Source organism: Photorhabdus sp. CRCIA-P01, from assembly GCF_003545805.1.
Classification (GTDB): Bacteria; Pseudomonadota; Gammaproteobacteria; order Enterobacterales; family Enterobacteriaceae; genus Photorhabdus; species Photorhabdus antumapuensis.
Genome location: NZ_NMQR01000004.1, coordinates 228964 through 244537, shown reverse-complemented (window position 1 = coordinate 244537; position 15574 = coordinate 228964). Strand labels below are relative to the sequence as shown.

The following is a 15574-nucleotide window of genomic DNA, read 5'->3' as shown; positions in this document are numbered from 1 at the left end:
ATATTTACTTATTTACTTATTTACTTATTTACTTATTTACTTATTTACTTATTTACTTATTTACTTATTTACTTATTTACTTATTTACTTATTTACTTATTTAATCCTTGTACGTCCTTTTTTGCGAGTTATCCATGTTTCATTTACAATAATTATACCTACAGATGTAATTATTGTTTTTAAATCAATGGATTGTTATTTGATTGATGATGAATTTCTATTTATTATAGAAAATAAAATTCACAAAGATATTAATTATAATATGCCAAATTTTCATAATTAGTATGAATATTGTGTTTGTTTTTATCAATAAATAAATTATATAGTTAATTAACTATGTTGCTATATATAATAGTAAGGATAATAGGATAAATACCCTATTACCCTTATACACTCAGGAAAATAGCCTTTTATTGATGCTATTCTGAATACCGGCGGCATCAAGTCCTAAATCCGCTCTGATTTCTTCCTGGCTACCTTGTGGTATAAATTGGTCAGGCAAGCCAATATTCAGAATCTGCACCAGTCGGCCTTCCTGCATTAATAGTTCATTAACGCCACTTCCAGCGCCGCCCATAATGGCATTTTCTTCCAGTGTGACCAATAAATCATGGTTATCCGCCATGTCTAATACCAATTCTTTATCCAGTGGTTTAATAAAGCGCATATCGACAACAGTTGCATCCAGTGATTCTGCCGCGGTTATTGCATCAGGTAATAGGGTACCAAAGTTTAGGATCGCAACTTTCTTACCCTGACGGCGAATAACACCTTTGCCAATTGGTAATTGTTCAAATGGTTGGCGTTCCGCACCCGTTCCGGTTCCTCGTGGATAGCGCACGGCTACTGGACCTTGCTGATAATGATAGCCAGTGTGTAGCATCTGGCGGCATTCGTTCTCATCACTGGGCGCCATAATGACCATGTTGGGGATGCAACGGAGGAATGAGAGATCAAAAGCGCCTTGATGTGTCTGACCATCAGCACCCACGATACCGCCGCGATCGATTGCAAATAAAACAGGTAGATTCTGAATGGCGACATCATGAATAACTTGGTCATAAGCACGTTGGAGGAATGTCGAATAGATAGCGACAATCGGCTTGTAACCACCAATAGCCAAACCAGCGGCAAAAGTCACGGCATGTTGTTCCGCAATGGCGACATCAAAGTATTGATCAGGATATTCGCGGGAGAAACGCACCATACCAGAACCTTCACGCATGGCAGGTGTAATTGCCATCAGTTTTTTATCGTTAGCGGCCTCTTCGCATAACCAGTCTCCAAAGATTTTGGAGAAAGTAGGGCGGTTGTCTGAGCTTTTAGGTAATGCGCCAGTGGCCGGATCAAATTTAGGTACCGCATGCCAACTGATGGGATCTTTTTCAGCGGGCGCATAGCCTCGACCTTTCTTGGTCATGATGTGCAGTAGCTGCGGCCCTTTCAGTTCACGCATGTTTTTCAGCGTTTGGGTTAATGTCAGTACGTCATGTCCGTCAATGGGGCCAATATAATTAAAGCCCAATTCTTCAAACAAAGTGCCAGGAACAACCATGCCTTTGATATGTTCTTCAGTTTTTTTCAGTAGTTCTTTAATCGGTGGTAGATTGGAAAAGACTTTTTTCCCGCCTTCTCGCAATGTGGTGTAGAGTTTACCGGAAAGAAGTTGGGCTAGATGGTTATTTAACGCACCAACGTTCTCTGAGATAGACATTTCGTTGTCATTAAGAATGACTAACATATCCGGGTCGATATCCCCGGCATGGTTCATCGCTTCGAAAGCCATACCCGCTGTTATCGCACCATCACCGATAATACAAACTGTACGGCGGCCTTTGCCTTCGCGTTGAGCAGCAATTGCCATACCTAATCCAGCGCTGATAGAGGTCGATGAGTGCCCAACACATAAGGTGTCATACTCACTTTCATCTCGCCACGGGAAAGGATGAAGACCATTTTTTTGACGAATCGTATCAATACGATCTCGACGTCCTGTCAGGATTTTGTGAGGATAAGCCTGATGACCAACATCCCATACCAATTTATCGAAAGGCGTTTTATAGACATAATGTAATGCCACAGTCAGCTCAACGGTACCAAGACCGGAGGCAAAATGACCACTGGAGCGACTGACACTGTTTAGCAGGAATTGCCGAAGTTCATCACATAACTTCGGCAGGCTCTCTTTTGGCAACATACGAAGTTCTTCAGGATTTTCCGCTAATGCCAATGTGGGGTATTTGGCTATATCAATGCTCATTTGATGCTCGTTAAGAAGTGTTTATTAATAGAGCTGCCAGCGGGTAAATTTACCAGCAGACCTTAGTTATTACGTTCAATAATAAAGCTGGCAAGTGCGCGCAGCATTGTTGTGTTATAGGATTTATCTTCCAGTTTGCTCAAAGCTTTTAAGGCTTCTTGATACAGTTCGTATGCTTTTTTCTGTGCTTGTTCTAACCCCAATAGTGCAGGGTAAGTGCTTTTTCTTAACTGTTGGTCACTGCCTTGACGTTTTCCTATCATTTCGGTATCGCCAATGACATCAAGAATATCGTCCTGAACTTGGAATGCGAGACCAATCGCCTGGGCATATTGGTCCAATTCAGGCAAGGCGTCATGCCCACTTTGGCCTGCACCATATGCGCCCATTCTGACAGCGGAACGGATAAGTGCGCCCGTTTTGTGACGATGAATTTGTTCCAGCATATGAAGATCAATGTGTTTGCCTTCAGCGGCCAAGTCCAGGGCTTGGCCGCCACACATACCGGCTATACCACTGGCGGTTGCCAATTCAGCAAGCATTTCAAGGCGATCTGCTGTTGTAACATCCGGCATTTCTCTTTTAGATAGGATTTCAAACGCCAAAGCCTGTAATGCATCTCCCGCCAGAATCGCGTGAGCTTCCCCAAATTTTATGTGGCAGGTTGGTTGTCCACGGCGTAAATCATCGTTATCCATCGCAGGTAAGTCGTCATGAATTAATGAATAGGCGTGGATACATTCAACGGCTGCTGCTGGAGCATCCAGATTATTTGCGGATAATCCAAACATTTCACCGACGGCATAAACTAAAAATGGGCGCAGACGTTTACCACCGAGTAAAGTGCCATGCTGCATTGCGTGAACTAGTGGATTGTCTGCAAATGCCAGCGAAGATAATGTGCTTATCAGAATGTTATTGACTCGTTGTTGACAGATTTTAAGCTGTTCTTTAAATTGGGTTGAATTTTGTTCAGACATAGGCTTATTCGGTATCCGGGGAGAAATGACTTAATGGAGATTGGGCGCCATCATTAAGCAGAATTTGTACTCGCTGTTCTGCTTGTTGCAAAGTTTGTTGCCCTCGACGGGCTAATTGAATACCACGCTCAAACTCGCTTAGGGCTTCTTCCAGTGCCAGTTCACCTGATTCCAGTCGGGCGACGATCTGTTCTAGCTCTTTTAATGAGCTTTCAAATGTCATTGCCGGTGCAGTTTCTGGCGTACTGTTTGTACTTTCTGATATTGCATTTTTCTTTGGCATAATTTTTTACTATTTATACAGAGTTCGCCTGAGAGTTGCAGACTATCCTATTACGTTGGTGCAAACAAATCCTTAACTGATTTTGTGTTTTTTACGCGCTATACCACGAGATAGTGTTATACTTCGCGGCCTAGATTTGACAACCAAAACATACCATCAGTTTTATTTATTAAAATGCCTAACTACTACTATAACTCACTATGAAGTTTATTATTAAATTATTCCCTGAAATCACGATCAAGAGCCAAACTGTTCGTTTGCGCTTTATTAAAATTCTCGCGAGTAATATTCGCAATGTGCTTAAAACGTTAGGAGGTAATATTGCAGTGGTTCGCCATTGGGATAATATCGAAGTTCGTACTAAAGATGAAAACCTTGGCGCTCAAATTTGTGATGCTCTGACACGTATCCCCGGGATCCACCATATTCTGCAAGTAGAAGAGCGTGAATTTCGTGATATGCATCATATCTTTGAACAAGCTTATGAGGCTTATGGCGAATTGCTCCACAATAAGACATTTTGTGTTCGGGTTAAACGTCGCGGTAAACATCAATTTACTTCCAATGAAGTAGAACGTTATGTCGGTGGTGGTTTAAACCAGCATATTGAATCTGCAAAAGTAAAACTCAATCATCCTGATGTGACTGTTAATCTGGAAATTGATCAAGATGTGCTGATTCTGGTAAAAGCCCGTTATGAGGGGATTGGTGGTTTTCCTATCGGAACGCAGGAAGATGTATTGTCTCTAATTTCTGGAGGCTTTGATTCTGGTGTTTCCAGCTATATGCTAATGCGCCGTGGCTGTCGTGTTCACTATTGCTTCTTCAATCTTGGCGGTTCTGCTCATGAAATTGGTGTGAAGCAGGTTGCTCATTATCTTTGGAATCGTTTTGGTCGTTCCCATAAAGTCCGTTTCGTTGCTGTGGATTTTGAACCTGTTGTTGCTGAAATTTTGGAAAAAATTGATGACGGCCAAATGGGGGTGGTGCTTAAACGGATGATGGTAAGAGCGGCATCTAAAGTTGCAGAGCGTTATGGCGTGCAGGCGATTGTTACCGGTGAGGCTTTGGGACAGGTTTCCAGCCAGACACTCACTAATTTGCGTTTGATTGATAATGCATCGGATACGTTGATTCTGCGGCCACTGATTTCTCATGATAAAGAGCACATTATCAGGTTGGCACGTGAAATAGGCACTGAGGATTTTGCTCGTACCATGCCTGAATTCTGTGGTGTTATTTCAAAAAGCCCGACAGTCAAAGCCGTTAAAGCTAAAATTGAAGCAGAAGAAGCGAATTTCGATTTTAATATTCTGGAAAAAGTTGTTAGTGAAGCTCAGAATATTGATATTCGTCAGATCGCAGAACAAAGAAATGAGCAAGTGGTTGAAATTGAAACAGTGACAGCGTTCGCGCCAACGGATGTGTTATTGGATATTCGTTCGCCTGATGAACAAGATGATCGACCATTACAGTTGAATGGTGTGGAAATCAAATCATTGCCATTCTATAAGTTGAGCAGCCAATTTGGTGATTTGCCAAAGGAGAAGACTTATCTGCTCTATTGTGAACGTGGAGTAATGAGCCGTTTGCAGGCACTTTATTTATCTGAACAGGGTTTTGATAACGTGAAAGTTTATCGGCCTTAATTGCTTTAATTATACATTTCGGGGTTCCTATTACGTGAACCTTGAATTGTATAAAGTAAGATGTTTTTGTCTATTTCTTCACTACCGTGAGCTAGGCAGATGAGTGCTGAAGGGTTCATAATCATCTTTCCTTATGTTTTACTAGGTTATAGATACGGGTATTTTCAGGGGTGGACAGACCATGTGCACTGGCCCGGCGTAATAAATAACCGGTGATATAGTCAATTTCAGTGTGACGTTTTGCGCGGACATCCTGCAACATGGAAGAGTAGTTTTTTGCTGTAAGCTTAATCACATCGTAGACATAGGCAATCAGGTTGTCGACAGTGGTATGTATGTTTTCTCGTTGCATAACCTGAATAATTTCTTCGCACAAAATATTCAATTGTTCAGGATAGCGAAGCAAATCTCCATTTTGGCACTCATAAAGTGCAGTCAGCGGGTTTACGACACAATTAGCGGCAAGTTTCAGCCAACTAATAGAGCGAATTTCATTATGCCATGCAACATCTGGCAAAGATTGGTGTAATACATTAGCCAGAGAGCTAAGCCCAGTTGCATTTGACGTTACTGAACCGATATAGGTTAACCCAGAAGCGGTATGATAAACCCGTTGGTCATCCTGATATGCACCATGCGTTGTGATGCCAAGAAGTATGGGATTAGGCGCTGATAATAGTTCTTCTTGGGTACCCATGCCATTGTGTAGTAATAAGATTGGACAATTAGGTGAAAGTTTGGGGAGTAAATTATTCACTGCATCAGCGACTTGCCATGCTTTCAGGCAGACAAGCAGTAATTCGCTGTTGGCAAGATGGTTACTGTTATTAGTTGGGATTGGTTGGTTGAATATTTCCCCATTAATTTCGTCAATACGAACAGATAAATAAGACCGGGAACTCTTTAGCCAACCCTGTATTTGATGTTTTTGTTGCGATAATGCTGCTAGCCACAGTTTTCCTATAGCGCCACAGCCAAGAACGGTTATCTTCATATAATCCTCCGGGAAAGACGCCATTATAGTAATGGATAGAAATGATAAAATCTCGCTAATCTGAAGTGACCCCAAAAAATCAGATATAACAACCGGTCAATAAATAACCTTTCTAAAATTCATCACTTTATTTATTCAATGCCTTATAAAAAACGCAACAATATGATTGAAAAATATGTCCATACATAAATAATCATATTAATAAATAGTTCAAATTATTAATAATTGATATTTAGATATATTCAAAGTTGATTATATTACAACGTTATCATTCATATGGTCTGCAATATAAACGAAAAATAAAGGAAATAATGATGACTACAACGACAGAGCAAAGAATTATTGACTATCCAATATTCACCAACCTAAAGAACCATGACCTGCGACTATCACCCAAATAAAGGAGCATCAAATGACATTTACCTTCGACCCGGCCGTATGTGCGGGAATCCTACGGTAAATGTATTGGATAACAAATCCGTATTGACAGACAGCCTTTCGCGGTGTGAAGGGCTTCCCTCAAAAACTGACAAAGGATCACTGCAATGGCTTTTATACCTATATCTAGAGACTTTACGAAACGGCTTAATATTCTGATCTATCAACAGATCAAGGCGGCGGGTCGTCAGACCGAATGGTTCAACATGAGCCCTGACGAGCATGCCGACTATATCAGGCAGGTAATCGACCGGCTGCAAGAAATGCAGCAGAGTACCCAGAGTGTGCTGGCTGCCCAGCATTTTCATATGCAGGACAACCCTGTTTCTGTCGGCGACCATTTGCAGACGTTACAGCAAAGACGGCAGACGATGGACAATGTGCGCGGCACTCCGGCGGTCAACGCCTACAAGCAGCAACTGGACCGCGACATCTTGTTATACCGCCGTCAGCAAACGGCCATAACGCACTTTGACAGCACTTGGGGCAAGATCCTGGGAATGCTGAGTCCCGGCGGCTTAAAGGCTCTGAATGCGGCGCCCCTGAATACGACGACTCTGAAGGAGGTGACCTCGAAGGAGGTGCTCCTGAAGGAGGATAAGGTGAACAAGCGGGCTAAGCTGAATGACAAGATTAATCGTTTGGAACAGCAACTGGCCATACAGGTAGCCGACTCTACATTTAGCCAAAAATATGTGACGCTGTTTTCCGAACTGCAAGCTTACAAGGACGTCAATGCCCGCTACAACGCCTTTCTCAATGCATCATCCCCTAAGGAAGAGGCTGCGGCCCTTGACGCGCTGACCAAGGTGCCTCAAGCCTCCGATGATCTGCCGGTAAATATTTCACTACTGATGATGGAGGAGCGTCCTGGCTACATCCGCATGAACGTCGCGTTGGTCAATGCCAGCACTGATGGCCGCTTCAAGGACTTCTTCCTGGAGAACGGTAGGTTGGTCGTGTCGACGAATGGGGTACTCAACTTCTCCTTCGGTACCGCAGCCCGCTCCCTGGCCTGGCAACAACAATACCGGCTCAAAAGTGAGCCGCCATCCTCCCGTTCGCCGACCTATGCGCCAATTCGCTCGGTGCTGGTCAAAACTGCATTCGTTGAGAAGTACTTCGCCAATTACTTGGTTTCGGAAAGCACCTTGCGCGAAGGTTTCAAGGCACAGTTGCTGAGTGACGGTCACAAGATGCTGCTGACCAACGTTGATCGCAAGGTGCCGAACCAGATTGGGATTCAGGTATCCGGCCAGGCTCTGAGTACCACTATCCCCCGTGAGGTACCATTGCCAAGCGCCTTGAGTGACCTGATCAATCAAAATGCGGATATCTCCAGCTTCCAGACTATCGGCCTGGAGGGGTTTCGCCAGAACAGTTACTACCCGGACCGTGATGGGCTTTTCGTCAATACTCATGAGCTGGAACGCTCGGTCGGTTTTGCCAGTCGCCAGTACTTATTGGAAATGCCTCGGAGCAAAACCCAGGGTAAACTCCAAAGCAAAACCTACCTGTCCGCAACGCCCTTTGTGGTGATGAGCGTTGACGGTGACAAGATTAGCAGTAGTCACTTGAGCAAGGCGCAGACCGCCGAATTGTATCAATACAACGCTGCATTTTTTGAGAAGCTGGATCAATTGCGAGACGATGGGGAGAAGGCCAGTCGTTTATTCAAAGGCAGCGTTGAAGGCACGGAGTTCGATCAGCAACTGGTGCGTTTGCTCGAACGCAATCACATCACCCCAGCAGGGATGCTGGCGCCGAAGTTCCCCCGTGACAGTATGCGCGATATCAAGGGCAATAACCTGAACAAGGTGCTGTGGGAACAGGCGTTCGCCGCTTCGGTCTGGCAGCGTGTCGATAATGACTCGCTGCTGTTCGGGTTGGCGGAGAGTCTGGTGAAGAACGCGGCTGTGGTCAAGGTTCTGCAAAGTGGTTATGTGCAAAGTGACATTGCCCAGGCCAAGAAGCTGCTGGAACCGCTGTACGAACAATGGCGCGCTCAGGCTAAAGAAGCGGAAACCCAGCGGGTCGACAAAGCCAATGAAGCACAGCATCAAAACAACCCGAAAATACCGGTTTTTGATGAGGCCACGGTTGAGCGCTCGCTGGATAGCAAGTTGCTCACCCTGTTGTTGGCCGGTCCCCAGGGCCTTGAGAGCGCTGATGCGCAATTGCGCCCGGAGGTTAAGGCGGTGCTGTTGAGTAATGAGGGCAAGAGCCTGCGAAAACAGGTCTTGTTCCATGCCTTGCGCCCGGTAGCTGATGGCCTTTCCAAGGCTGCGGTCCCGGTCAATTCCCACCGAGAGCTAGGGGCTGACAAGGTTATGATCAATAACCGTTTGAATCAGCCCGACCCGTATCTGATCCTCAATACCAACTCTGAGGGGCTGGCGTATCACGATGGTTCGTACCTGATCAAGGACGATAAATACCGCAGCTACAACCAGTTCCGTCCGGACCCTAATAATGACGCCACACGTTACATGAATGACTTGGACACCCCGTTCGTGGGGGGGATTTCCGGGACCACCCAGACCGTTAGCAATGCTTTGCCGGAATTGTTCGGTAGGGCGTTGAGCGTCAAGGAGTACTGGCAGTTCCAGATGGCCAATGCGGCCTTCATGATCCGTAACGGCTATCATTCGTTCTTCGAAACCTTCTACGTCGCTGCGCGTTATGAACCGAAAGGGACGGGCAGTATCGGCGAGGACATGTTACAGATGTTCGACAAGTACCGCGCTAAAGGCAGAGTGATGGTGTTGTGGAGTGAACTGTATGACGGAGTAATGGCGCGAGTTTTGCCGATCATCAATCAGGGTTTGCCGAAGGCTGGTGAGTTTCATCCACCGAGTTTTACCAGCAAGGATCTCAAACTCAAGGGCGGATTGGCGTCTGTAGGTGATAGATTTGAACCCCGTCAAGGTAGTGCTGATATCCATCAGTTTGTTGCTGATCCTACACAGTTCGCCAAAACCCATACCATTAGTGCCGAGGCGTTGGTCAAGTCGGGCCGCCTGCCGGCAGAGGGTAATGCTCAGTTGGTGAAAGTCACGCCTAACTTGTATGAGCTCGAATACACCGAGCGAAGCACCTATGATATATCGACAAACCGCGAGTTGGCGTACTTCCTTGGCTACAACGGTTCGGACCAAGCTAATGCGGTGCCTGCCTATGTGGACATTCCCAAGCAGGCGGTACTGGGCAACTTCCTCTTCACCGGTACGTTGTCGGGTGGCTCGCTGGTGGTGACCAATCTTGACGCCAATACCTACCGAGTTTACCACGATGGCCGGGTCAACAGCTCGCTGCTGTACGACAATGTGGTGATGGCAGTCGACTACAAGGATTACCAGGTATCCGGTACCACCGAGGGCCTTGCCATGGCGTACATGCAATACGTTCATGGCGAATGGCAACTGGCGTTCCAGCGTCAAGAATATCAACGAGATGGACAGAAGGTCTGGCCGAAGCTGCGCGATGATGGGGAGCCATTTTCGAACCAGGTCGCCGACAGTCAGGTGGGGCAGCGCAATCAGGACAAGTTTGCCACCTACCGCGAGCAGGTTCACCAACAACTGAAGAAGGTAGCAACGCAGTTTGGGGTGTCGGTCGAAGGGATTGCTGACGGTGTCTACACAGAGGGCGAGTTTTCTCCCGAACATCCAGCGATTGCCGCATGGACCCAGTTGCGCAAAGCAGTTCGGGCCAAGGTCTCTGCCGACATCAATCAAGTGGCAGATAAGCGCTACCAGCTCCAGGAAGCACGACGCACTTCAAGCGATACGGCTTTGATCGACCAGCAGATCAAACAACTGAATCTTACGCAGGACTATTACAGGGCACAGTACGATTCAGTATTGCGTGAATCCGACTTTGTCGAGAAGACCTGGCTCTGGCAGCAAATCAAGGCCAAAGACGGCAGCGCTGCGGTGGTAAGGATTAACGATACGGCTATTCAGGATGGGGAGCATACCAGCAGCGTGGGTGAGCGTTATGCGATCGCCGAGGTTTACCAGCGTGGTGTATTGGATACTGCGTTTACCGATGGTTTGCACAACTTCCGTAAGATCAATATCCCCGGGGTGGATGATGAAACGTCAGTTCTCGACATGAAACGCCTGTTTCTTGAGGGAAAACTCACCGCCAAGCAACGGGGAGCCTTGAGCGGTCGCATCACCGAAACCAGCCAGGCCGAATACATCGATAAGGTACTATGGCAGACTGCGGTGTTCAGTGAGGACTTCCATGATGCCGGCAGTGTCTTCAATCGCTTGGTACCACAGGACTTTTATCTGTCGCTGATCGGTGACCAATCCGGTGGCCGTTGTTACCCCTTGGTCAGGGCTATGGCTGTGGCATTGGCTAGTGGCGGTGAGACCGGCATCAACAATCTGGTGCAAAAACTGTTCTTCGCTTCCGCCGACCCACAGGCAGGCAGCTCCACGCTGCTCAAGAACAGCCTGATCCGGCTGCACTCCAATGTTGAAGCCGTTCAGGCTTCCACGGAACTGGACCTGTTCAATTTGTCCGAAGTGGTGTCGCTGCTGACCACAACGACTCACACTGCGATGTTCGCGCTCAATACCCAGAATCACTCGATGATGGTAGGGATCACTGACACAGCCGAAGGGCGTCGCTACTACTTCTATGACCCGAACGTCGGCATCTTTGCCTTCGACAACACTAATAATTTGTCTAGGGCGATGGAGAAGCACTTAGTTGGGCACAATCTGGCCGTACACTATGGCTCGTTCGGCAGTCAGTCGGCGCCGGCCTTCAACGTGGTTGAGATCGATACCGGTAAGATGGCTGAGGTACCTGTGGGCAATGGCTTGAACGTGGCCGATCTGACCCGATTCGAGGAACTGGCCAGTGTCATTGGGCAACGGCGCCAGGTCGAGCAGGCGGTGAGAGCACCGGAGCGGGTCACGGAAGACTTGCGACTGAGTACCTTGCTCAAGACCCTTGATGCCGAGCAATTAGGGGCACGGTTTGAAGTTGCCAGCACCCGGTTGGCGCAAGAACACCAACTGGACAGCTATTGGCTACCGATTATTGCCACGACCGAGGACCTGGGAGAAGGTCGCTACCGGGTCCAGTTCATCAACCGTGACCAACCCGAGCAGACCCGCTGGTTGACCACCGACGATAGCACTTTTGTCGAATTCCGGCGCTTCGTCGATGAACACATGAGTGTGCTGAATGAGCACTTTACCCTGGAGAATGGTCGGATGCAGCTTCGCGGCGGGGTTGGCGAGGTCGCGCCGGTGGACGGGTTGAACGCCGGGTTTACGGTCCAAACGCTGATCCAGTGGTTTGCCGACAAGAACCGCCATGATGCTGCAAGCGGAGTGGTTTCGCCTGATCTAGCCACTGCACTCAAGATCCATAGCTATCTTGGTCTGACTCAGATGGCTCACGGTAGTCTCCAGGACGTGGTCAAGATCACTGAATTGGTGAGCACGGCGCTGCGCGGCGAAGCGAAGGCCGCCGAAACTTCGTTTAAGGACTTTGCTTTGAGCCTGGGCCATACCGTCAATGAAGGCGCTGGTATATTGTTTGGTGGCGTCATGGTCGGTCTGGATGCCTATGAGCTGGCCCACGCCGAAAACGATGTACAGAAGGCTGTGTTCGGTACCCAGCTGGCGTTCGACTCGGCTAGCTTTGTCACTGGCGCTGCCGGGGTGGGGGCCGGATTGGTCGGTGCCTCGACGGCTGCGGCAGTACTCGGTGGAGCCGGGGTGATCCTTGGTGGGCTCGCAGTGGGTTTTACGGCACTGGCACAGGCTTTTGGTGCGGTTGCCGAGGATGCCAAGGCGGTGGGCCGTTACTTCGACATGGTCGACAAGGCGTATAGAGACAATGGCTATGATCATAAAGTTGAGAACGGGAAGAAGGTGCTGGTGTCCCTGCCTGGGGCGGTAGTCAAGTGCCTCGACTTGCAAAAGAACCAGATAGTCTTCGACAGCCAATATATCTACCGTACTCATTCCGGCTCTACCGGTTCGGGGGAAATCAATTATTTTTTCTGGATCGGTGACTTTCCGCGAATGGTCCACGACCGTAGTGAGGCAATCGAGGTGCGCAGCGGCATTGGTTACAAGGAGGCTTTCAAGCCCCTTGAATACGGCGACAGTGTAGTGATCCTGCCGGGCACGCCCAAGTCCTACATCAGATACGAATACATGCTGCTCCCCGGTGCTACCACACGCCACGACACCGGCTTTGACGTTATCCGCAAGCTCGAGAAAGACAAGCGGTTCGACTACGACTTCTACATCTTTCCGGGTGAGCAGACAATCCGCAGGATTAATCATGAGTACGTCGACACCCCGATTGAGGTGGTGCTCGATCAGCGTGACCGACAACTGGTGGTGCCTAAGTTGCCCAAGGAGCTGCATGACTACCTGCGTTACGAGATCAAGGGCGCAGGTGGTAAGTACCAGATCGGCCTCAACGAAGGCACCCGAGTTAAGCTCACGAACGTTGCTGCCAGTGAATGGATCATTGACCGCAGTCAGCTAGCCAGTGACAGCATTAGCGTGTCGAAGAATCAGCTGGTGGTCGGCGGGGTTGTGGTAGAGCTTGACCCGACCCAGAATAAGCCGGTATCGGTGGTCAACAAAGGTGAGGTGCACGAAGTCGTTTTCTCTAACTCGAAGCTGACCGTTAATTTGGTAAGCACAAATGCGAACGCATGGCAGGGGACCGGCCAGCAAATTGAGCAGCACTTAAAAGAATTGAATAAGGCGCATCAGCTACATGGACAGTACGTGGTGGTCGAGAACTACCTCCACAAGGGGCGAGATGTCGGTCGAGCGTTCTACGATGTGGTCAAGGACCGTATGCTGTTTACCGACACCAGCCAGAAACAGGCTAGACATGCCCAACTGGGTGCGGTGGTAGATGACTATGCCTATTTCTACGACGCCGATAATGTGGCGGTGTGGCGGGTAGACATCGCTACCGGACAGGTCGATGCGCAGTTTGAACTATGGTTCAACCAATATGACGGTAAGATCAGTCGGCTATGGCAGGAGGGAAAGATAGTTTACCTGGCGCGCCATTATCGGCTAAAGGAACGGCTAAAGGAGCGGCCAGAGGAGAGGGGGGCTGAGCTGGGCTATCAGATTCTCGGTGACCGAATGGAGTTGGTTAGTGCAGTGGGTGATGATGAGTTGCTCCAGCTTTCGGCAGGTACTAGCCGGCATGATGATGAGCTTCAGGTTATACGCAAGGGTTATGAGAGCGATGGTATCCCGCGCGAGACTCCGACCTATACGCTGGGAGTACGGTTGATCAAGCCGACCAGTGCAGAGTTGGTCACGCTGTTCGGCTTGGATGCGGCTCGCGTACCGCATCGTTACTGGATACGTACCAGCGACGGGACGTTAATCAAACCAAATTTGGAGCCACCAGCGGATCAGACCTTGAACTTCGAAGAGCGCAAACAGACCCGTAGTGCCTGGGATATTCCGGCCGATCTGGTGTTGGCGGGGAGTATTCCGCAGCCCGGTGGTAAGGAAGTGTTTTTCTTCTACAGCAAGGAGAAAAAGGCTCTGTTCCGCCAAGAAGGGCCAGGGCAGGAGGTACTCGACGCTAACCAGCCGAGCGCATTACGGGTCACCACACCGGACTTGGCTAATGTGATCAATGTGAACGGTCACCTGATTGCGATAACCGAGGATGGGTATGTGGCTCAGCTTGATGCATTGGGACAGCTTAGCTACGCAGCGGTTAACGAGCATTGGCTCAAGAAACATACCCACTGGTGGCAGGACTTGGCCGGTGTTACCGGTTTTAGAGCCACTCTGGCGGTGTTCGGGGTCAAGGGCACCAATGGCAACCAGCTGCCGGTGTGGTACCACAACGGCCAGGTGGTGGTGGCTTCGGCTCCCCTGCAAGACAAGCATCTACAGTTTCTGGGTTTTGAAGCGGACGGTTCCAGTGCACAACTGTTCGAACTCGCCAGCGGTAAGTTGTATCGTCAGCCGCCTATGACTGCCGATGCGTTGGCTGCCGCGTTCGGTACCGAGGCGGTGCTTGAAGCCTCGGCGCAGCTTCCCGCCGCCAGTGAGCTGGCGCCTGAACTGCACCTCAAGGCGGCGGAGCAAGTTGATGCCGGGCTGCGCTTGACCACTGTTAAGGGCGAGATCCTGCTGAGAACCAATGACGGCAAATTGCAGTTGGTTGCCGTCGACAAAGGTTGGCAACAGGACAACCTTGCCCGTCTGCCACAAGCACTTGCTGAGGTTGCCGGTCAGTGGTCTACTAAAGGCGTGCTGACCTTGCAAGGCAATGAAACGCGAGGATGGTTCGATGTCGACAGTGGCCAATTGTTCTCCGTTGGTGGTATCCCTGCCGCCGCAAACAACCTTCGTTTCGTCGGAGTTGATGCCGGGAAGAAGGGCGCCTATGTGTACAGCCCAACGGACCAGGCGCTGTACCGGATTCAGGGCGGTGGTATGCATTATACCGGTGTCGAGCGCATTGGTTCGTCGCTGTTGCTTCAGGGCGGGGGAATGAGTGGCTGTCAGGACGAGCTGACACCTCTGCTGATTGCTGGTGTCGACAGCGTGGTGCTGCATGGCGGGGCTGATAGTGATACCTATTGTTTCAATGAGGCGATGTGGTCTCATTACCGCACGATCATCATTGACAACGATGACCCGAGCGAGGCCCTGGATTATTTGATCATACCGGTGGCCGATGCGGAAAAAATTCTCGTCAGCCGTCACGAGGATGACCTGATATTGACCGACTCGGCCAATGGCACGGCCCTGGTGATGCGCAAGGTGTTTGGTAGTCAGGCAGTGACGCACCGGCATCTGAAAATCAAGCTGAAAGGTTCCTCGTCGGTGATCAGCGTTGATCACTTGGTCGAGTGTTTTACCAGGATGGGAGTAGTTAGGGATGGTTTGTTTGAACTGTCTTGGGCCATCCAGTAACCGGTGATGGTGTTTG

5 protein-coding genes and 1 pseudogene are annotated in these 15574 nt (G+C 48.9%); 2 read left to right on the top strand and 4 right to left on the bottom strand.

The annotated features are described in order from the left end of the window. Positions 1–394 precede the first annotated feature (394 nt). The 3 genes from dxs to xseB all read right to left on the bottom strand — a co-directional run bounded on the left by dxs (position 395) and on the right by xseB (position 3523). A complete protein-coding gene (gene dxs, locus D3222_RS04810; RefSeq protein ID WP_118985124.1) occupies positions 395–2260 on the bottom strand; it encodes a 1-deoxy-D-xylulose-5-phosphate synthase in 1866 nt (621 codons plus the stop codon). Positions 2261–2322: 62 nt separating this feature from the next. After that, a complete protein-coding gene (gene ispA / locus D3222_RS04805) occupies positions 2323–3240 on the bottom strand; it encodes a (2E,6E)-farnesyl diphosphate synthase (protein ID WP_118985123.1) in 918 nt (305 codons plus the stop codon). Positions 3241–3244: 4 nt separating this feature from the next. Then, positions 3245–3523 (bottom strand): exodeoxyribonuclease VII small subunit, encoded by a 279-nt coding sequence (gene xseB, locus D3222_RS04800; protein ID WP_118985122.1) that lies wholly within the window; start codon positions 3521–3523, stop codon positions 3245–3247. Positions 3524–3723: 200 nt separating this feature from the next. On the opposite strand from xseB, the gene thiI reads away from it, so the two are divergent. Next, positions 3724–5172 (top strand): tRNA uracil 4-sulfurtransferase ThiI, encoded by a 1449-nt coding sequence (gene thiI / locus D3222_RS04795; protein ID WP_118985121.1) that lies wholly within the window; start codon positions 3724–3726, stop codon positions 5170–5172. An 81-nt stretch (positions 5173–5253) separates the two neighbouring features. Here the strand turns inward: thiI and panE are convergent. After that, positions 5254–6166: pseudogene (gene panE, locus D3222_RS04790) on the bottom strand (2-dehydropantoate 2-reductase). 545 nt (positions 6167–6711) lie between these two features. Between panE and D3222_RS04785 the strand changes: the two are divergent. Then, positions 6712–15558 carry a TcdA/TcdB pore-forming domain-containing protein gene (locus D3222_RS04785; protein WP_118985119.1) on the top strand — a complete coding sequence of 2949 codons (8847 nt, stop codon included), beginning with the start codon at positions 6712–6714 and terminating at the stop codon, positions 15556–15558. The last annotated feature ends 16 nt before the right edge of the window (positions 15559–15574 follow it).

What these genes read in the sequence shown, in the direction of transcription:
- xseB (WP_118985122.1), bottom strand. Translation starts at nt 3,523, where the DNA reads ATGCCAAAGAAAAATGCAATATCAGAAAGTACAAACAGTACGCCAGAA.
- dxs (WP_118985124.1), bottom strand. Translation starts at nt 2,260, where the DNA reads ATGAGCATTGATATAGCCAAATACCCCACATTGGCATTAGCGGAAAAT.
- thiI (WP_118985121.1), top strand. Translation starts at nt 3,724, where the DNA reads ATGAAGTTTATTATTAAATTATTCCCTGAAATCACGATCAAGAGCCAA.
- ispA (WP_118985123.1), bottom strand. Translation starts at nt 3,240, where the DNA reads ATGTCTGAACAAAATTCAACCCAATTTAAAGAACAGCTTAAAATCTGT.
- D3222_RS04785 (WP_118985119.1), top strand. Translation starts at nt 6,712, where the DNA reads ATGGCTTTTATACCTATATCTAGAGACTTTACGAAACGGCTTAATATT.